Here is a 17947-nt window from a genome sequence, read left to right on the forward strand (position 1 = left end):
CACCAACCGCCCTGCAGGCAGCTGTTTTAATGGAATTCATTCTTTTGATCAAACTGAAGCTCTCCCTGATCATTTATCGTGCAGAGAGAGACTTCCTTCACCTCGTTGTACCCTTGATGGTGGAGCCGTTCCAGCAGCCAGCGTCTGCTTTTTCCGATGATCTTCAGACCGCTCTTTTGAATCTCTCCGTCTGCTATTAAAACGACTGCGTAATCAGAGGTTCCATCTTCCTTTTTCTCAAAAACAGACAGTTTCCCTGAAGGCTCTAAAACGGCATATGCCACATCCTGCACTTCGTGAACGCCATGCTCGCGGAGCTGCAGAAGCAGATCATTGAAGTTATAACGCTGCCGCCTCATTTCATATTCGTCCACTCTTCCATGCTTGATGATCACAGAGGGCTTTCCGTCAAACCAGTTTCTGAACGACTGATTTTTAAGAGAAATCCAGGCGCTGCCGATTTGTATCGCCAGGAGGACCGCCATAGGGACAATCGCCTTCCAGATTTCTTCATCAGGCTCTTCGATAAGGAAAACAGCAATCTCAGCCAGCATGATAAATACGACAAGATCCATGACACTCAGCTCTCCGATTTCCCTTTTGCCCATAAACCGGAAGACGAGCAGAATAATCAGATAGGTAATGAGAGTTCGAAAAATTACAGAGATGACAAGCACGTCCATCCACGACCTTTCCTCTTCCGTGCCTTTGTTGTTAACATCACCTATTTTTCAAAATTTATGACAGGAACGGAAGCAGATACCGGAACCAGATATACACAGTGCAGATGAGCAGGGATACGAGCAGAACAGGAATTCCGTACAGAGAAAACTTCAGAAAAGGAATCGGCTTGTTGTGGCTTGCCGCGAGTCCGGCTACAACGACGTTGGCAGAAGCTCCCACCAACGTCCCATTTCCTCCAAGGCACGCCCCAAGCGCCAGCGCCCACCAAATAGGATCCACGTTCATCATTCCATAGCCTTGAAGCTCCTGAACGACAGGGATCATAGCCGCCACGAATGGGATGTTATCCACGACCCCTGACAAGATTCCTGCACTCCACAGCATGACCATGGCGGTCACAGGCAGGTCCCCGCCGGAAAGCCAGACCATTCCACGGGCCATTTCATCAATGACGCCGACCGTCTCCAGTCCTCCAACCAGCATGAACAGTCCCATGAAGAAGAATAACGTGACCCACTCCACCTCTTGAAACACATGCTCCACGTCAAGCTCTTTTTCAGAGAGGAACAACAGCAGGAGCGCACCGCTGACAGCGATGGTCGTAATATCCATATGGATGAACGGGTGCATCATAAATCCTGTAATGGTCAGAAGCAGGACACCGATCGATTGGAAAAGAAGCGGGGTGACCTTCAAATCGGCTTTGGCGTTTCTCTCCATCAACCGCCGGGCCAGTGCTTCATCATAAACGAGTCGTTTGCGGTATAAAAGGATTATTCCAGCCATCATGACTACAAAAATGACAATAACGATAGGACCAAGATGGTACATAAAGGAGACAAAACTGAAATGCTCTACGGCTTGTCCGATCATAATGTTGGGCGGATCACCGATCAGCGTCGCTGTCCCGCCGATATTGGAGCTGAAAATGGTCGTAATCAAATAAGGAAAGGCAGGGAGCTTCAACTCATCGATGAGGGACAGGAGAACTGGAACAAATAAAAGTACTGTTGTCACGTTGTCTAAAAAGGCAGAGCCTACTGCGGTAAAAATGCCGGTGACGATCAACAGTGGAACAGGCCGCCCCTGGACGAGCTGGACGAGTCGGACAGCCATAAATGAAAAAATACCGGTTTTCTTTGTAATGGAGACAAGGACCATCATCGAGAACAAGAGGGCGACCGTTTCCCAGTCAATAAACCCGAAAGCATCCTCCCACGCGTAAACCTTCGTCATTAATAAAAGGACGCCGCCGGCAACAGCCACGAGTGCCCGGTTCAGTTTCTCTGTCATGATGAGGATGTAACTTGCAGTAAATATGAGAATTGCCAGTACGGTTGACATAGATCTTCCCCTTTTATACGGACTTTTTATATACGTATTCACGGGAAGGCAGAAATATCTGCTTCTATCTCTATGGATTTTGCGCATATAGTGAAAGTGACAAGCTGAATCCAGGAGGGTCGATATGAAGAAAATGATGCAGGGTGTGCTGGGCTACGGGATTGGTTCCATCTTTATCCTGATGATTGTTTTTTCCGGGGTACTGGCCGGCTTACTGAAGCTGACAGAAATGGAATACGGCACATTGAACCAGCTCGCATTAATCGTCGGAATCAGTATTCTGGCATTCGGAGGTGGGGCGGCCGCCTATAAAGGAGAACAGAAAGGATGGCTGGCCGGCGTCTTGACCGGTGCTGTATTTGTAGGGGCGATGGCCTTATTCCAAATCATTTTTGAAAATACTATGGTAACACTGCCGCAGCTCAGCTATTTCGGAGGTCTGATCCTTGCTGCATGGCTCGGGGGAATGATCGGGGTGAACCTGCCTAAAAAAACAGCAAAGCGGTAAAAAATATAAAACCCCGCTCCATGAGCGGGGTTCTGTATTATTCGCTGGCTTTTTCACGAATGGATGAACGGTCGAATTTCATCTGCGTTCCATCCTGTACACTGATAACAAGGGTACCTTCGTCAATCGCATGTATCGTACCGTGCATTCCTCCGATAGTAATGATCTTGTCACCTTTCTGTAAATCCGACTGCATCTGCTGCACTTGTTTCTGTTTCTTCTGCTGCGGACGGATCAATAGGAAATAGAAAATGACAAACATTAGAATAATCGGTAACAGGCCTACTAATGTGTCCATCTATTATTCCCCCTTTCTAAAAGTTCTTTGCATTTGGTTTATTGAAACCATATTGTTCAAAGAATTCTTCTCTAAAATCACCGAGTCGATCTTCTCTAATGGCTTCACGCACTTGCCTCATTAAGTTTAACAGAAAATAAAGATTATGATAAGTCGTAAGTCTAAAACCAAAAGTTTCGTTGGCTTTGACTAAATGACGGATGTACGCCCGGCTGTAATTCCGGCACGTATGGCAGTCACAATTTTCATCAATCGGGCGGAAATCGCGGGCATATTTCGCATTGCGGACAACGAGACGGCCCTGGGAGGTCATCAATGTACCATTCCTGGCAATACGTGTCGGCAGGACACAGTCAAACATGTCAATGCCGCGGATGCTTCCGTCGATCAGGGAATCCGGTGAACCGACGCCCATCAGGTAACGGGGCTTTTGGTCCGGAAGAAGCGGTGTCGTAAAGTCGAGCACACGATTCATGACGTCTTTCGGCTCCCCTACAGACAATCCTCCAATAGCATAGCCGGGGAAGTCCATGGACGTCAGATCACGGGCGCTCTGCTGACGAAGGTCTTCGTATTCGCCGCCCTGGATGATTCCGAACAAGCCTTGATCATGAGGACGCTTATGAGCTTCCAGACATCTTTCTGCCCAGCGGCTCGTCCGTTCTACAGAGTCTTTCATATATTTGTGTTCAGCTGGATACGGCGGGCATTCATCAAAGGCCATCATAATATCCGCGCCAAGAGAGTTTTGAATGTGCATCGCTTTTTCAGGAGAAAGGAACAGCTTCTCTCCGCTGATGTGGTTACGGAAGTGCACACCCTCTTCTTCGATCTGCCGCAGGTCGCTCAAGCTGAACACTTGGAAACCGCCGGAATCCGTTAAAATGGAGCCGTTCCAATTCATAAATTTATGAAGGCCGCCGGCTTCCTCCACGATATCCTCCCCGGGACGGAGCCACAGGTGGTACGTGTTGGAAAGGATAATCTGAGCCCCCATCCGTTCGAGTTCCTCGGGACTCATCGTCTTCACTGTAGCAAGAGTACCGACAGGCATAAACATCGGCGTTTCAAAAGAGCCATGTGGTGTATGGACTTTTCCGAGGCGCGCGCCTGTCTGCTTACAAGTTTTTATTAATTCATATGTGATTGCCATTTTTCCTATCCTTTCTTCCATAGATCATCCTGATCATTTAATAAACATAGCATCCCCGAAGCTGAAGAAACGATAGCGCTCCTCAACAGCACGGTGATAGGCTTCCATTACGAAGTCACGCCCGGCAAATGCACTCACCAGCATGATGAGCGTGGATTTTGGAAGGTGGAAGTTCGTAATCAGCCCGTCGATGGCCTGAAGCTTCTGCGGGGGATAAATAAAGATATCCGTCCATCCGCTCGCTTCTGTAAACGTTCCGTGGTCCCTCATGATCGTCTCCAGTGTTCTGGTGGACGTTGTACCCACAGAAATAATTCTTCCGCCGTTTTCGCGTACCCTGTTCAGCTGATCGGCGGTTTCGCGGCTGAGCTGATAAAATTCCGCATGCATATCATGCTCTTCGATATGATCGACGCTCACCGGGCGGAACGTTCCAAGACCAACATGCAGTGTCAGGTAGGCAAGCTCCACCCCTTTTTTCTGCAGCTCCTCTAAAAGAGCGTTCGTAAAATGAAGCCCCGCTGTTGGAGCCGCTGCCGAGCCCTCTTCTTTTGCATAGACCGTCTGGTACCGTTCTCTGTCCGAGAGCTGCTCTTTGATGTAAGGAGGCAGCGGCATTTCTCCAAGGGATTCCAGGACTTCCAGAAAGATGCCTTCATAACTGAACTTCACCTTCCGGCCGCCATGCTCCTGGATTTCCGTACATTCAGCCGTCAGCTTTCCGCCCCCGAAGACGATTTTCGTTCCTTCCTTCACCTTCTTCGCTGGTTTCACAAGAACTTCCCATTCATCTTCCTCTGTCTGATGCAGAAGCAGCACTTCTACTTTCCCTCCGCTGTCTTCCTTTGCTCCGAACAACCGGGCTGGAAGGACACGTGTGTCGTTCAATACAAGACAGTCCCCGGAATTCAAGTCTTCCGTAATATCAGCAAAATGCTTATGCTCAATGTTCTCTGTGCTGCGGTCGCAGACCATCAATCGGGAAGAGGAGCGGTCCTCAAGCGGAACCTGCGCAATCAGCTCTTCCGGCAGATCGAAATCATACTGCTTAATATCCATACAAATCCCCTATTCTTCCTGAGATAATTCTTCTTTCCTCGTGCCCGTTTCCTGCAGGTGCTGCTAAAATCTTCGAATCAAATAAAAAATCAAAGATAAAACAATACTCGCAATAATCGAGGTCATAATCGGAAAATAAAATGTGACATTTCCTTTTTTAAAAGAAAGGTCACCAGGGAGCCTGCCGAACAGACTCCACACGATTCCTATGACAATAAACACAATCCCTATAACAATAAAGATTCTGCCAAACCCCGTCAAGAGCCGGGCACCTCCCTGTTAAAGTGGGCATAGGCTTTCGGGGTCACAACCCGGCCGCGCGGTGTGCGCTGGATATAACCGATCTGCAGCAGATACGGCTCGTATACATCTTCGATCGTCTGCGATTCCTCGCCGATCGTCGCTGCAATCGTATCCAGGCCCACAGGGCCGCCCTGAAAGCTGTCCATGATACCCATCAGTAGTTTATGATCAATAAAATCCAGGCCTTCTGCGTCGACCTGAAGCATCCTCAGCGCTTCCTTCGTTGTCGCTTTGGAGATGACGGTTTCACCTTTGACCTGGGCAATATCCCGGACCCGTTTCAGGAGCCGGTTGGCAATCCGGGGGGTTCCGCGTGAACGGCGGGCCACTTCAACAGCAGCATCCTTCTCAATCGATACAGAAAAAATTTCCGCCGTCCGTTCTACAATGGAACAGAGCGCTTTCGTATCGTAATATTCCAGGCGGCTGTGTACACCGAAACGGTCCCGGAGCGGTGAGGACAAGAGCCCCGCCCTTGTCGTTGCCCCTACAAGCGTAAAGGGAGGGAGATCGAGGCGTACAGACCTTGCACTCGGCCCGGTCCCGACGACAATATCAAGACAGAAATCCTCCATCGCTGGATAAAGCACTTCCTCAACGGAACGGGGAAGCCGATGGATTTCATCAATGAAAAGGACGTCCCCCGGCTCAAGAGAGGATAAAATAGCAGCCAAATCCCCGGCCCGTTCGATGGCAGGACCCGCTGTGGTCCTGAACTGCACACCCATCTCGTTGGCGATGATCGAAGCGAGCGTCGTTTTACCAAGTCCCGGAGGCCCGTACAAAAGGGCGTGATCAAGCGGTTCTTCCCGCATTTTAGCGGCTTCAATAAAGATGCTCAAGTTGTTCTTCACCTGATCCTGTCCGATGTACTGGCTTAACCTTTCCGGCCTCAGGCTCAGCTCAAGATCCTGATCGACCTGCTGCTGCTCACCGGATATCATCCGTTCATCCATGGATATCCCTCCTTTTCTTTATGATTTCATCAACATCTGAAGTCCTTGTCTTACGTAATCATCCACGGTACCCTGCTTGGATTTCTCAAGCTGGGTGCGGACCATCTTCACTTCCTTCTCTGTATATCCAAGCGCCTTCAAGGCTTCAATAGCATCATCGATCAGCTCTCGCTTCTCACGCGACGTCAAATCCTCCTGATAGAACAAGGTCTCTTCGTTCTGCTCATCCGGCAGCCATACAATCAGCTTGCCTTTCAAATCAAGGATCATCTGACGGGCTGTCTTCTTACCGACACCAGGGAATTTAGTCAGGTATTTTTCGTCTTCCTGCTCAATTGCAGAAACAAACTCCGGTACACTGACCGTTCCGAGAATAGCCAGTGCTCCTTTCGGTCCGATCCCGGATACGTTGAGCAATTGGCCGAACAACTGTTTATCTTCCTTTTTCCTAAATCCATACAACGATTGGTTGTCTTCCCGGATATAGTGGTACGTATGTACTTTCACTTCTTTATTCATCTGTGTTTCAAAATGAAAAGGATTGGCACATAAAATCTCGTAACCGATCCCGCTTACTTCTATCGTGATCGACCCTTCTTCAAGCGTCGTCAGCTGACCTTTGATATAACTTATCATCTGCTGCAACCTCTCCTGCTCTCTAGTCTTAACCCTCTTATTGTAACATAGAACCATATGTTCGCCTATGTACACGCACGGAAAATGAAGGGGGTAAAACCAGTGAAAGTGGGAGAGCTTCCACACCGAAAACAGCCGCAGACAGGCTGCGGCTGTTTGTCCTTACATCTGCTTTTCTTCTGAATATTGGTGGACCACCTGCTCAAAGTGGACGGAGTCCTTAATCTTTATGCCGTTCTTCAATACATCGATACGCTTCGACTCCAACGGTTTTACAGGAATCGGCTTGAACGACTCGATGACCTTCCCTTCGTTGGGAATCCCTTGAAAAACGGCCAGTTCGCCGTCCTCATTCAATCCAAAATATCCGTGTTGTTTAGTCAGTGGTGATATATCTTCCACCTGCCGTTGAAAAACAATACGATCCAGCTCCTGATTTTCCACTCTCCAGCCTTCATATGAAGCCCAGAAATCCACCATCGACCAGATCGTTTCCTGTTTGGTTGTTGTTTCCACCACTCCATCGAGGTAGTGCTCCTTCATGACAATCGTCAATTCCAAAGGTTCAGCCTGGACCAGCGTTTCGACGCTCGGTTCTGATGCTCCTTTTTCCGTCGGGTCCACACTTCTCATCAGGCTGTGGTCCTTCCCTTCCAGAACAGCGGGAGAACAGGAAGCAAGAATCAGACATACGAGAAGCCAGCTGATGATTCCATAGGCGACAGCTTTCACAGCACTCACCCTCCCAAATAAAAATAACTTCTATTTCCATTGTGTCCAGAAATAGAAGTTATTATCATAGAAAGGCAGAATCAGGACAATTTTTCGAGAACCGCTTCATCCGCATCGAGATTGTGATACACTTCCTGGACATCATCGTTGTCCTCCAGCATATCAATCAGCTTCAGCATTTTTTCTACGCCCTCTTCATCGAGTTCTGTATAGGTTTCAGGAATCATCGTCACTTCACTTGTCGAGAACGAATAACCCTCTTCTTCCAACGCCGCTTTCACAACAGAAAAAGCTTCTGGTTCCGTATAGATTTCAAAGCTTTCTTCTGTTGTCTCCATTTCCTCAGCGCCTGCTTCAATCACTTGCAGCATGACGTCTTCTTCATCTGCATCCGTCGTGGACCGGTCAATGACAAGATAACCGGAGCGGTTGAACATAAAGGCGACACAGCCGTTTTCACCAAGGTTGCCGTCATTTTTGCTGAAGGCATGGCGTACTTCTCCGGCGGTACGGTTTTTGTTATCCGTCAGCACTTTGACCATCACAGCTACGCCCCCGGGACCATATCCTTCATACGTGAACTCTTCATAGTTGACGCCTTCCAGATCCCCGGTGGCCTTTTTAACGGCCCTTTCGATGTTATCCTTCGGCATATTGTTAGACCTTGCTTTATCCACTGCTATCCGGAGGGCTGGATTGGTTTCCTCGTCCCCTCCGCCCTGTTTAGCAGCCATGAAAATTTCACGGGCCAGCTTCATAAAGAGTTTTCCCCTTTTTGCATCCTGGGCCCCTTTACGATGCTTGATGTTGCTCCATTTTGAATGGCCTGCCATTGGACATTCTCCTCTCCCCAAAACATTTCTATCTTTCACTATACCATAATCATTTTATGGCATAAAAGCAGGAGGTTTACTCCCGGTTAAAGAACTCACGAATCCGTTTTTTCACGGAGTCCGGTGCTTCCGCGGCGTTCAAGCGGGCATTCAGATCCTTCATATGATCCCAGTTGTTATTATTCGTATAGATGGTGAGCTTCTTATCTGTCAGTTCCCCGGCTTTCTGTTTGATTTTTTCTGTTACGTCGGTGTCTCTCCGATCTGTCGGATTGATCATGACGGCAATATACATAGCATCGTCCGTAGAATAGGCTTGAGCCATCGTTACTTCCTTGATTTCATGAATTTTCTCTACGACGGCCATAGCATCTTCATTGTTGAAATCATTATCATGAGATCGGTTCGTCTCCCCGTACCGGGCGTTACGAAAATCCTTTTCAGCGGTCCGCTTAAAATAGCTGTCCTTACCCGTTGGAATCCGGCCGCTTCTTTCCGTGTCCTCCACTCCCCCGTAGCTGATCGGCTCATAAATTTCATCAGAGGTTCCCTCCGGCTCCCGGGCTTCCTCTGATTGACACGCGCTAAAGAGACAGGCAGCAAGCAGCACTCCAATAATTTTCCACATAAAAACATTCTCCTTTTCCCCTTACTATGGGTAAAGAAGAATGTTTTAGTCTGACAAATTCCACCAAAGTTACTGCGGTGGTGCAGGAGGAAGCTGACGCTTATGGGCGGACCGCTTATGCATCGCTTCGATGATTTTACGGTCTTCTTCAGGAATTTCCTCTCCTTTAAGATGACGGTCGATCATGGCATAGCTGGTACCCATTTCATTTTCGTCCGTCTGACCTTCCCAAAGCCCCGCACTCGGCTGTTTATGAATGACTTCATTCGGTACTCCTAAGTATTCGGCCATCTCTCTCACTTCACCTTTGGTCAGGTTCGCAAGCGGCACAAGGTCAACACCGCCGTCTCCAAATTTCGTGAAGTAGCCTGTATACCATTCAGCAGCATTATCTGTTCCCACGACAAGATACTTATGGTTGGTGGCAATCGTATAAAGGGTGCTCATCCGAAGCCTTGCTCTCAGGTTGGCATCCGCAAGTTTCAACTGATCCTCATTCAACTGTCCCGCAGCTTCCAGCTGGGTTTGAATGTTTTTGAACATCACGTTATGCGTTTCCGTCAAATCCACCGTCAAAGCTGGAAGGTCACAGGCTTCCACTACAAGGCGGGCATGATCCTGATCTTCTGATTGGCTCTTACAGGGCATAATTACACCGAGAGAGCGCTCAGGAAATGCTTTTTTAATCAAGTTGGCTACGACTGCGGAATCAATGCCGCCGCTCACTCCGACAAGGAGACCGTCGACATGGGCTTCTTTCACTTTATCCTGAAGCCAGGCTGTTATTTGCTGTACTTTTTCTTCCACCGGATTGTTCATCCTTTCACACATATGATAACTAATCATAGCATATGTTCTGCATATCGGACAAACTCCTTCCGGCTCTCCCACGCGTTTTCCAGTTTCTTTATCTGGCGGACGAAGGAGCTTTCCTCCCTTAAGCAGCTTCTGTAACCGTACAGCCATTCACGCAGGAGATCAGAAGGCACAAGGACACCTTTCCACCAGATTTCCCGTTCTTTCACGTGAGGAAAATATTGGACCAGTGTGGAGCGTTCAGATTCCACATGGGGGAGGAAACGTTGGGCAAGCTGGATATGATCATACACGCGCGGGCCAGTATGCAGGAGATCAAAATCAATCATACGGATGGATTGGTCACGGGTGACGATGAAATTATGATGCGCGACATCCCCGTGGAGCCATTCATGATTATCCCATGCTCGTTCTTCTATCTCCCCCCACGGACAATCTGAGAAGGCCTCCAGCCTCCGCTCCACAAGGGAGGATATATCCTGAAACATATGGCGTCTGCCAAAGTCCGTAAAAACATCTTTCGTTTCCAAAAACTGCTCCAGCCTCCGCTCCCATTTCACATACAATGGATCTTTCGGGATCGACAGGACCGCGATGCCCTTCGTTGTACGATGGAACTGATGCAGAATACGGACCGCTTTCTTTCGATCTTGATGCCGGTCAAAGTCGGCGTGCCTTCCTTCCATCCTTTCGAACAAAGCCCAGTCACAGCCTAATTTTCCCAGCGTGAATGTTTCCGGACGGAACGGAACCGGACGGGCGGCTGTCCGGGAAGCATAATTCCAGTGTTCAAAGAAGTCGATCTGCTGCTGTATGACATGAAGCCTCCGGTAGCCCTTTAAAATCATCGGTCTTCCTGCAAACGATACTTTGTAAACTTTTGGCTTGATGGTACGTTCAAACACGACAGGAAGATTTTCTTCTTTTTGTATCCAAGGAAAAAGGCGATCCGTGTATGAATCGCCCTTTTTATATTCAGCTTTCATCTACATCATCGTCTCTCCAGGGCTGCGGCATCCCCTGACCGGCCTGTTGTGGGTTCCATGGTCCCATCTGAGGGTAAGGACCCCACCCTTGGTATGGCTGCTGCCCCCAGCCTTGCTGAGGATATTGGTGGTGCTGGGGATGCTGCGGGTACGGCTGACCCCAGCCACCCGGCTGCTGCATACCGCCATAAGGCATCTGCTGCCATGGATGTTGAGGGTGATGTGGGTGATGGCCAGGATGATGGCCGCCGTACGCAGGACCATAGCCTTTCACAGAACCCCCATCACAGCCGCAGTCCTCATCCGACTGGGCGCCCTGCACCATATCATCATCCGACTCGAAGTCGTCTCCATACATCGGCTGCCCCATTGGCTGCTGCATCGGATGTGGCATACCGCCGTATGGCATCGGCATCATAACCGGATAAGGAGGACAGCAGTAGTAATCCGTATGAACCAGTTGAGGCTGCATCGGAGGACAGTAGGGCTGCTGCATCGGCTGATACTGCTCTCCTTTCACTTCCTCTTTTGGCGACTCCGGTGATTCCGGGGACTCTTCAGGCTTCGGTCCCGGCATTTGAGGAAGATGGAAGGTTGTATAATAATTCTGCATCTGCTGATCGATACTCGGCATGGTGATCGGCATATTCATATGGATCGGCTGCATAGGCTGCATGGGCTGCATCGGTTTTTCCTTTACCCCTTTAGGCGCAGGCTTTTTCTCATCTTCTTTAATGGAAGGAATAGGCTTTGCCTTTTCCTTATAAGGGGCTGAAGGCATTTCCTTTGCAGGTGCCTGAGCCTTCGGTGCTTCTTTCTTTACAGGCTTAGTACCTTGAGGGACTTTGATTTTCATACCCGGCATAATCATATCAGGATTGGAAAGCTGGGTATTTACGGATTTTAACTCCTCAAAGTCAACCCCATATTTCTTGGCTATGTTCCAGAGTGTATCTCCTTTTTGTACAATGTGAATTCTCACAATTGCAACTCCCTTCCTGTCATTGCTGAGGAACAATAAAACAAAAATAACTTCATAACACTCTATGCAGCACAAGCCGAAAGTTTGATGAAAAAGCCTATAATAATTTCTATAAAATATAAACAAACCCCGGATGTCCCTGCCACAGCAGGGATTCCGGGGTTTTTAGGTTCAAGCTTTATGGACAGGCGCAGGGATGTCGATCTGATAGCTTGGATACGTCCCAATCACCTTCAAGCGGCAGCCAAGGGCTTGCAGCTCCGCCTGTACACCTGGGAACAGCACCTGATCATAGGGCTGATCTACATCTATCAGGAAAAAGTAGTTGCCTAGACCTGTCTTCATTGGTCTCGACTCAATTTTTGATAAGTTCATCTTTCTCCACGCAAAAGCTGCGAGTACTTGATGCAGGGCACCGACATAATCTTTAGGCAGTGTCACCATGACTGTCGTCTTATGTTTGCTGACAGGATGATCCTTCACCTTCAATGTCTGCGGGTTCTTCTGGACGACAGCAAAACGTGTGTGGTTGTTATCATAGTCATGAATATTTGTATCCAGGAAGGTCAGTCCATTCCCTTCTGCAGCCAGGTGGTTCGCAATAGCCGCCACTCCGTCACGCTCGGCTGCCACAAGTTCAGCGGCTTTAGCCGTCGAAGCGGTATACTCAATCTCAGCGTTAGGATAGTGCTTATGAAGGTATTCGTGACACTGGGCAATGGCGTGGCTGTGGGAATACACCTTTCGGATCTCTTCCCCGTTCCTTGCCGGATGTACTAGTAGATGCTGCTTAATAGGTACGGTCAGTTCTGCAATAATAGACTGATCCACCTGATGTGCTAAATAATCGATCGTCAAATGGACGGAGCCCTCAATCGCATTTTCAAGCGGAACAACGGCTGTTCCTATCTCACCACGCTCCACCGCATCCAGGCAGGATGGAATGCTCTCATAAGCAATGAATGACCCGCCATCAAATAAAGCATCCACCGCCATTTTTGTAAACGTCCCCTGGGGTCCCAAGTACCCAATCTGCTGTTCCGACATGATTTCCCCTCCAATTAAGCTCCTGAACTTAAAATTTCAACACGATCGACGAAATCGAGTTTATGGAGCTGTTGTAACAATTTCTCGATGCTTTCCTTCATTCCTGACGTATTTAAGGAGAGAGTCACATTGGCCTTGCCCTGAAGAGGGATTGTCTGGTGGATGGTCAGTACGTTACAGCCTGATTCCGCCACCGTCATCAATAAATTCGACAATGTCCCGCTCCGGTCTTCTAAATGGAAGAAAAGGGTGATCATCTGTTCTTTCACCATGGCCTGGAAAGGAAAAACCGCATCCCGGTATTTATAAAACGCACTCCGGGATAATCCCACATGCTTGACCGCTTCATAAATCGAGCCGACTTTGCCTCTTTCCAGCAGCTCCTTTGCCTCAATCGTCTTCATCATCGCTTCCGGGAGAATATCACTACGGACTAAATAAAACGTTTCGTTATAATCCGCCATGACCTCTTCCTCCCTTCTTAATCCACAAATTCGAATTCATAATCCATGAGTCTTACCGTATCGCCATCTTTAGCTCCCCGTTTTCTGAGGGCTTCGTCCACGCCCATGCTGCGCATCTGACGGGCAAAGCGATTGATCGATTGGTCCCTGGAGAAGTCTGTCCGTCTAAACAAGGATTCAATTTTCTCTCCATATAACACGTAGGCCCCATCATCGGCCCGTGTTACTTTGAATGGAGCTTCTTCTTTTTCAAACTTATAAAGAACACGTTCATCGACTTCTTCCAGTTCTTCTTCCTGCTTCGGCATTTGATCAAGCTTATCTGCCACCGCATAAAGAAGCTCATCCAGGCCTTCCCGTGTCACGGTGGAAATCGGATAGATGTCGATTTCCTGATCTCCGAGCTGCTCTTTGAAGAGTTCAAGGTTATCCTCTGCTCCAGGCATATCCATTTTGTTAGCGACAATAAGCTGTGGACGGTTCTTCAACCGCTCATCGTAGGAGGATAGTTCCTGATTGATCGTTACATAATCCTCGTAGGGATCACGGCCTTCCATAGCTGACATATCAATGACGTGAAGAAGAAGCCGGGTACGTTCTACGTGGCGCAGGAATTGGTGGCCGAGTCCGACCCCTTCGTGGGCTCCTTCAATCAGGCCGGGAAGGTCCGCCATCACAAAACTCCTGTGATCCTGACTTTCTACGACGCCTAAATTCGGTGCCAGTGTCGTGAAATGGTAATCTGCGATTTTCGGACGTGCTGCGGTGACGACTGAAAGGAATGTAGACTTCCCGACACTTGGAAAACCGACAAGGCCGACATCAGCAAGCAGTTTCAATTCAACCACGACATCAAGCTCTTCCCCTGGTTCGCCATTTTCAGCAATTTCAGGAGCCGGGTTTCTCGGACTTGCGAAACGAGCGTTTCCACGTCCCCCGCGCCCACCTTTGGCGATGACCGCTCTCTGCTTATGTTCCGTCAAATCGGCGATGACTTTATCAGAGTCCGCGCTTTTCACTGTTGTCCCCGGCGGTACGCTGATAACAAGCGGCTCGGCGTTTTTTCCGTGCTGCTTCTGATTCATTCCATTTTGTCCACGCACCGCTTTAAAATGGTGCTGGTACCGGAAATCCATGAGAGTGTTCAAGCCCTCGTCCACTTCAAAGACGACATCTCCTCCATTACCGCCGTCTCCACCGGCAGGACCACCTTTTGGTACATATTTTTCACGGCGGTAGGCGACAAGACCATTTCCGCCGTCTCCACCTTTTACAAATACTTTAACCTGATCGACAAACATTTGTATTCACCTCTTCATTCTATTGTCATTTCAATAGAAAGTTCTTTCCTGTCATAAATGGAAGCGACAAACCCTTCATCCTGGAGGGATTCCAGCACGGAATCGGGGTCGGGGAAGCGTCCATCCCATTCCCAGCTTAAACCGAGAGCCCCTTGTCCTCCACGATAAAGGGTGACAGTCCCTTCATAGAGTTCATCTTTATCCTTATACTTTTCCATTATTTCCATCATACGCCTGCCATAAGCAGCCAGTGTCTGATCATGACTGGATAAATCAAGCCCCTGCTCCAGCGAATAGGTGAGGCGGAACGACTGGTACGACCAGTTAAACGTGAGAAGCCATAACGAAAATTCATCCGCTTCTGTATTCAACAGTCTGCGTTCTTCCTCCGATTCTGCCTTCACAGTATCCAGCAGATCCATCAGACGATCGTGCTTCCCAAGCGAAGCATACCCTTGAATCAATTGGATTTGATTCATCCAGTCATGACGCTTATGTCTAAGCAGTCCGATGATCTCTTTCTCCTCCATCGTTTCAACTCCCTCGAACACCCATAATAATAAAAAGTATAGCAGAGATTACAGCCGGCAAAAACAGTTCCGGTAAAATTCTGCCGGGAGCTTCCTGACGGTTGCGGAGCCTGGAAAAGCAGATATAAAAAAAGCCGCGCTTTGCTTTCTGCAATAAGCGCGGCTTTTGCTGCACGAAATTATTCGTTTACGCTTCCTGTGCTACAGGATAAACGCTGACTTTTTTACGGTTGCGTCCGTAACGTTCGAACTTAACAACACCGTCTACTTTCGCAAACAATGTGTCATCTCCACCACGGCCAACGTTGGCTCCTGGATAGATTTTCGTACCGCGCTGGCGGTAAAGGATAGAACCAGCGGATGCGTGCTGTCCGTCTGCGCGTTTAGCTCCAAGACGCTTGGACTCAGAGTCACGACCGTTCTTTGTACTACCTACACCCTTCTTCTGGGCGAAAAACTGCAAATCAAGACGTAGCATGAGTCTTCACCTCCTTATCGTTGGGATATATGAATATATTGATCGTAATCTTGTTCAATCGTTTGTAAGGAAACCTGCATGCCTTCCAAAAGCGTCTGGGCTTTCGTTTTTACCGGCTCCTGCAGATCGTCGGGGAGTGTGATTTTCAAATAACCACCCTCGCCCCCCTGTACAACATGAGGTTCGAATTCACAAAGGCTTACAATAGCATTGACGGCTCCGAACGAGACAGCTGACACAGCAGCACAGACTAAGTCATGGCCGTAGGGTCCGCTTTCTGCATGACCGGATATTTCAAAACCTGTAATATCCCCTTGTGAGCGAAACATGGATACTTTAATCATCCGGAACAATCCTTACGCGTTGATTTCATCAACGATAAGTTTCGTGTACGGCTGACGGTGACCCTGCTTGCGCTTGTAGTTCTTCTTAGGCTTGTATTTGAAGACAGTCAATTTCTTCTGTAGGCCTTGTTTTTCAACTTTAGCTGTTACAGAAGCACCGTCTACGTATGGAGCACCAACTTTTGTATCGTCTCCACCTACGAATAGAACTTTGTCAAAAGTGACCGTTTCGCCAGCTTCCACGTCCATTTTCTCAACGTAGATTTCCTGACCCTGTTCAACTTTTACTTGTTTACCACCAGTTTCAATAATTGCGTACATACCTGCACCTCCTCAATATACTCAGACTCGCCATTCAGGTACCGTTTCCGGTTTAAAACCTGTTCTGCGCGGTTGTAGCAGCGGGTGCTACTAGAATAACAAAATAATGTTACCACAGATCAAAACAAGTTGTCAACACGTGCATCACGGCTTTCCGCCACTTCTTTAATCATGTCGGAAGACCCTTCAAGCTCTATCTGCCAGCCGTGGATTTGGTCATCCACCCTGACAAACAGCTCCTGTGGAATTTTACTAGATACAGCCTCAGAAAACAAGCGTTTTTTTATTTTCAGGCATGCAGGATGCACGGCCAACAGGACAGCTTCTGTATCGCCAAGCTCCATCAATGCGCGCTCCAGCTGGTAAACCATCGTCTCATAGGTGAACGTATTTTCTTTCCGGACGGCAAGAAGGGAGAACGGCGGCGCCTCTTCCTTTTTCCTCGTCATCTCCATAAGCCCGAGTTTCGTAAGTCCATGGACGACTGTGGGGACAGGATCCTTCCTCATCTGCTGTCTCCATGTCCGCTCCAGCTTTTTGTTATGATCCGGATGATTCATCGAGATAAAATCAATCATAATGATCCCGGAAAGGTTCCTCAAACGGATCTGTCTTTGAATTTCCTCAACGGCTTTCAGATTCACATCCAGAGCCTGGGCATTGGAAAAAGAACGGCCTTTGAACTGGCTGCTGTTGACGTCGATCACCACCATAGCCTCGGTTTGTTCGATAACGAGCGTAATTCCCTCTTTCGTTTGAACTTCCGGCTGGAGGAGAGCCTTTTGGAGCGTGTGGATCGGTACAGGCAGGTGCTGCTTCAAGTTTTTGGCCCATTGAACCCTGCCGGCCAGGGCCGGCAGACGCTTCTTCACACGGTTCGCTGTCTCGATGTCGTCGATGAGGACCTGATCAATGGAGGAAACCGGGAACTTCCTCAACCACTGGTCCGGCAGAAAATCCTCCTGCCAGATGCACCCTGGTTTCCCCGCCGCACCATTCACTGTACGCTTCCATTCTTCTTTTAAACGCTGCCATTCTTCCATTAAAGATTCTTTGGATGCATCTTTGGCTCCGGTTCGAACAATCATGCCTTCCGGTTCTTCAAGAAGAGGGTGAAACAAAGCCTGGAGGTCCGACTGTTCGGATGGGGACAGCTTTTTGGAGAGAGCCGTTGTTCCGCCATAAGGTCTGTAGACCATATGGGTTCCTGCAAGGGTCACATCTGCCGTTACTTTCGCTCCTTTATCACCAGCAGGATCCTTCTCGACCTGGACGTACAGACGCTCTCCGACCTTCACTCTGCTTTCGATTTTCCCTTCTCCCCATGGAATCGAATTCCCCCGTAGAAATGCTTTTTTCTCTAAACCGATATCCACAAAGGCCGCCTGCAGTCCTTGATCGATTTGAGCGATCACGCCGCAGTAAATAGAGCCCGTGAGCGTACGCGCTCCGGGCCTGTCCATTTTATATTCCTGAACCTTTCCACTCTCTATAAGCAGCCCGGTTCGTTCTGTCGTTTTCGTCTGTATGATCAACGTTCGCAT

Annotated in this window: 23 protein-coding genes and 1 other annotated feature; of the genes, 1 reads left to right on the forward strand and 22 read right to left on the reverse strand. The window is 48.6% G+C overall.

Annotated features, from left to right (window positions below; translation table 11 throughout):
• Nucleotides 1-26 precede the first annotated feature (26 nt).
• Nucleotides 27-683 (reverse strand): DUF421 domain-containing protein, encoded by a 657-nt coding sequence (locus QMA39_RS07090; RefSeq protein WP_206935326.1) that lies wholly within the window; start codon nt 681-683, stop codon nt 27-29.
• Between the two features lie 55 nt (nt 684-738).
• Entirely contained in the window at nt 739-2028 is a 1290-nt protein-coding gene (locus QMA39_RS07095; protein WP_027955286.1) for an ArsB/NhaD family transporter, read from the reverse strand.
• Between the two features lie 124 nt (nt 2029-2152).
• Between QMA39_RS07095 and QMA39_RS07100 the strand changes: the two genes are divergently transcribed.
• Nucleotides 2153-2536 (forward strand): TIGR04086 family membrane protein, encoded by a 384-nt coding sequence (locus tag QMA39_RS07100; protein ID WP_027955285.1) that lies wholly within the window; start codon nt 2153-2155, stop codon nt 2534-2536.
• A gap of 37 nt (nt 2537-2573) precedes the next feature.
• Here the strand turns inward: QMA39_RS07100 and yajC are convergent, their stop codons facing one another.
• The 20 genes from yajC to QMA39_RS07200 form a co-directional block, all read right to left on the reverse strand.
• Nucleotides 2574-2834: a preprotein translocase subunit YajC gene (gene yajC, locus QMA39_RS07105; protein ID WP_027955284.1), complete on the reverse strand. Its 261-nt coding sequence runs from the start codon at nt 2832-2834 to the stop codon at nt 2574-2576.
• Between the two features lie 16 nt (nt 2835-2850).
• Nucleotides 2851-3987 carry a tRNA guanosine(34) transglycosylase Tgt gene (tgt, locus tag QMA39_RS07110; protein ID WP_035532109.1) on the reverse strand — a complete coding sequence of 379 codons (1137 nt, stop codon included), beginning with the start codon at nt 3985-3987 and terminating at the stop codon, nt 2851-2853.
• A gap of 33 nt (nt 3988-4020) precedes the next feature.
• Entirely contained in the window at nt 4021-5046 is a 1026-nt protein-coding gene (gene queA / locus QMA39_RS07115; RefSeq protein WP_281658278.1) for a tRNA preQ1(34) S-adenosylmethionine ribosyltransferase-isomerase QueA, read from the reverse strand.
• Nucleotides 5047-5109: 63 nt separating this feature from the next.
• Nucleotides 5110-5307 (reverse strand): DUF2905 domain-containing protein, encoded by a 198-nt coding sequence (locus QMA39_RS07120; protein WP_027955281.1) that lies wholly within the window; start codon nt 5305-5307, stop codon nt 5110-5112.
• Nucleotides 5304-6305 carry a Holliday junction branch migration DNA helicase RuvB gene (gene ruvB / locus QMA39_RS07125; RefSeq protein WP_281658279.1) on the reverse strand — a complete coding sequence of 334 codons (1002 nt, stop codon included), beginning with the start codon at nt 6303-6305 and terminating at the stop codon, nt 5304-5306. Before ruvB ends, QMA39_RS07120 begins: the two co-directional genes overlap by 4 nt.
• An 18-nt stretch (nt 6306-6323) precedes the next feature.
• Complete coding sequence (gene ruvA, locus QMA39_RS07130; RefSeq protein ID WP_206935334.1) at nt 6324-6941, reverse strand: Holliday junction branch migration protein RuvA; 618 nt, start codon at nt 6939-6941, stop codon at nt 6324-6326.
• 162 nt (nt 6942-7103) lie between these two features.
• Nucleotides 7104-7682, reverse strand: coding sequence for a BofC C-terminal domain-containing protein (locus tag QMA39_RS07135; protein ID WP_281658280.1), 579 nt, complete (start codon nt 7680-7682; stop codon nt 7104-7106).
• A 71-nt stretch (nt 7683-7753) separates the two neighbouring features.
• The gene (locus QMA39_RS07140; protein WP_281658281.1) at nt 7754-8506 is read right to left on the reverse strand and encodes a YebC/PmpR family DNA-binding transcriptional regulator; all 753 of its coding nucleotides are present in this window, start codon (nt 8504-8506) and stop codon (nt 7754-7756) included.
• A 76-nt stretch (nt 8507-8582) separates the two neighbouring features.
• Nucleotides 8583-9134: a YhcN/YlaJ family sporulation lipoprotein gene (locus tag QMA39_RS07145; RefSeq protein WP_206935338.1), complete on the reverse strand. Its 552-nt coding sequence runs from the start codon at nt 9132-9134 to the stop codon at nt 8583-8585.
• Nucleotides 9135-9203: 69 nt separating this feature from the next.
• Nucleotides 9204-9941 (reverse strand): NAD(+) synthase, encoded by a 738-nt coding sequence (gene nadE / locus QMA39_RS07150; protein ID WP_281658282.1) that lies wholly within the window; start codon nt 9939-9941, stop codon nt 9204-9206.
• A gap of 35 nt (nt 9942-9976) precedes the next feature.
• Nucleotides 9977-10936, reverse strand: a complete 960-nt coding sequence (locus QMA39_RS07155) for an aminoglycoside phosphotransferase family protein (protein WP_281658283.1) — start codon at nt 10934-10936, stop codon at nt 9977-9979.
• Nucleotides 10926-11918 (reverse strand): SafA/ExsA family spore coat assembly protein, encoded by a 993-nt coding sequence (safA, locus tag QMA39_RS07160; RefSeq protein WP_084163109.1) that lies wholly within the window; start codon nt 11916-11918, stop codon nt 10926-10928. Before safA ends, QMA39_RS07155 begins: the two co-directional genes overlap by 11 nt.
• 171 nt (nt 11919-12089) lie before the next feature.
• A complete protein-coding gene (gene pheA, locus QMA39_RS07165; RefSeq protein WP_027955272.1) occupies nt 12090-12965 on the reverse strand; it encodes a prephenate dehydratase in 876 nt (291 codons plus the stop codon).
• Between the two features lie 14 nt (nt 12966-12979).
• On the reverse strand, nt 12980-13429 hold the full coding sequence (locus QMA39_RS07170; protein WP_027955271.1) for an ACT domain-containing protein: 450 nt from the start codon (nt 13427-13429) through the stop codon (nt 12980-12982).
• 17 nt (nt 13430-13446) lie between these two features.
• Nucleotides 13447-14730 (reverse strand): GTPase ObgE, encoded by a 1284-nt coding sequence (obgE, locus tag QMA39_RS07175; RefSeq protein ID WP_027955270.1) that lies wholly within the window; start codon nt 14728-14730, stop codon nt 13447-13449.
• Between the two features lie 14 nt (nt 14731-14744).
• Nucleotides 14745-15260 carry a Spo0B domain-containing protein gene (locus QMA39_RS07180; RefSeq protein ID WP_281658284.1) on the reverse strand — a complete coding sequence of 172 codons (516 nt, stop codon included), beginning with the start codon at nt 15258-15260 and terminating at the stop codon, nt 14745-14747.
• 187 nt (nt 15261-15447) lie between these two features.
• Complete coding sequence (gene rpmA / locus QMA39_RS07185) at nt 15448-15738, reverse strand: 50S ribosomal protein L27 (protein ID WP_027955268.1); 291 nt, start codon at nt 15736-15738, stop codon at nt 15448-15450.
• 14 nt (nt 15739-15752) lie between these two features.
• Entirely contained in the window at nt 15753-16082 is a 330-nt protein-coding gene (locus QMA39_RS07190) for a ribosomal-processing cysteine protease Prp (protein WP_027955267.1), read from the reverse strand.
• A gap of 12 nt (nt 16083-16094) precedes the next feature.
• Nucleotides 16095-16403: a 50S ribosomal protein L21 gene (rplU, locus tag QMA39_RS07195; RefSeq protein ID WP_027955266.1), complete on the reverse strand. Its 309-nt coding sequence runs from the start codon at nt 16401-16403 to the stop codon at nt 16095-16097.
• Nucleotides 16404-16416: 13 nt separating this feature from the next.
• Nucleotides 16417-16487: a sequence feature (ribosomal protein L21 leader region), on the reverse strand.
• Nucleotides 16488-16522: 35 nt separating this feature from the next.
• Entirely contained in the window at nt 16523-17947 is a 1425-nt protein-coding gene (locus tag QMA39_RS07200) for a ribonuclease E/G (RefSeq protein WP_281658285.1), read from the reverse strand.

Origin of the sequence: Halobacillus sp. Cin3 (assembly GCF_947311855.1) — a bacterium.
GTDB classification, from domain to species: Bacteria; Bacillota; Bacilli; order Bacillales; family Halobacillaceae; genus Halobacillus; species Halobacillus kuroshimensis.

Coding starts and splice junctions, on each gene's coding strand:
- QMA39_RS07095 (WP_027955286.1), bottom strand. CDS start 2,028: ATGTCAACCGTACTGGCAATTCTCATATTTACTGCAAGTTACATCCTC.
- QMA39_RS07140 (WP_281658281.1), bottom strand. CDS start 8,506: ATGGCAGGCCATTCAAAATGGAGCAACATCAAGCATCGTAAAGGGGCC.
- QMA39_RS07190 (WP_027955267.1), bottom strand. CDS start 16,082: ATGATTAAAGTATCCATGTTTCGCTCACAAGGGGATATTACAGGTTTT.
- yajC (WP_027955284.1), bottom strand. CDS start 2,834: ATGGACACATTAGTAGGCCTGTTACCGATTATTCTAATGTTTGTCATT.
- tgt (WP_035532109.1), bottom strand. CDS start 3,987: ATGGCAATCACATATGAATTAATAAAAACTTGTAAGCAGACAGGCGCG.
- QMA39_RS07180 (WP_281658284.1), bottom strand. CDS start 15,260: ATGGAGGAGAAAGAGATCATCGGACTGCTTAGACATAAGCGTCATGAC.
- pheA (WP_027955272.1), bottom strand. CDS start 12,965: ATGTCGGAACAGCAGATTGGGTACTTGGGACCCCAGGGGACGTTTACA.
- queA (WP_281658278.1), bottom strand. CDS start 5,046: ATGGATATTAAGCAGTATGATTTCGATCTGCCGGAAGAGCTGATTGCG.
- QMA39_RS07145 (WP_206935338.1), bottom strand. CDS start 9,134: ATGTGGAAAATTATTGGAGTGCTGCTTGCTGCCTGTCTCTTTAGCGCG.
- QMA39_RS07170 (WP_027955271.1), bottom strand. CDS start 13,429: ATGGCGGATTATAACGAAACGTTTTATTTAGTCCGTAGTGATATTCTC.
- QMA39_RS07090 (WP_206935326.1), bottom strand. CDS start 683: ATGGACGTGCTTGTCATCTCTGTAATTTTTCGAACTCTCATTACCTAT.
- obgE (WP_027955270.1), bottom strand. CDS start 14,730: ATGTTTGTCGATCAGGTTAAAGTATTTGTAAAAGGTGGAGACGGCGGA.
- QMA39_RS07100 (WP_027955285.1), top strand. CDS start 2,153: ATGAAGAAAATGATGCAGGGTGTGCTGGGCTACGGGATTGGTTCCATC.
- ruvA (WP_206935334.1), bottom strand. CDS start 6,941: ATGATAAGTTATATCAAAGGTCAGCTGACGACGCTTGAAGAAGGGTCG.
- rplU (WP_027955266.1), bottom strand. CDS start 16,403: ATGTACGCAATTATTGAAACTGGTGGTAAACAAGTAAAAGTTGAACAG.
- QMA39_RS07155 (WP_281658283.1), bottom strand. CDS start 10,936: ATGAAAGCTGAATATAAAAAGGGCGATTCATACACGGATCGCCTTTTT.
- ruvB (WP_281658279.1), bottom strand. CDS start 6,305: ATGGATGAACGGATGATATCCGGTGAGCAGCAGCAGGTCGATCAGGAT.
- rpmA (WP_027955268.1), bottom strand. CDS start 15,738: ATGCTACGTCTTGATTTGCAGTTTTTCGCCCAGAAGAAGGGTGTAGGT.
- QMA39_RS07200 (WP_281658285.1), bottom strand. CDS start 17,947: ATGCGAACGTTGATCATACAGACGAAAACGACAGAACGAACCGGGCTG.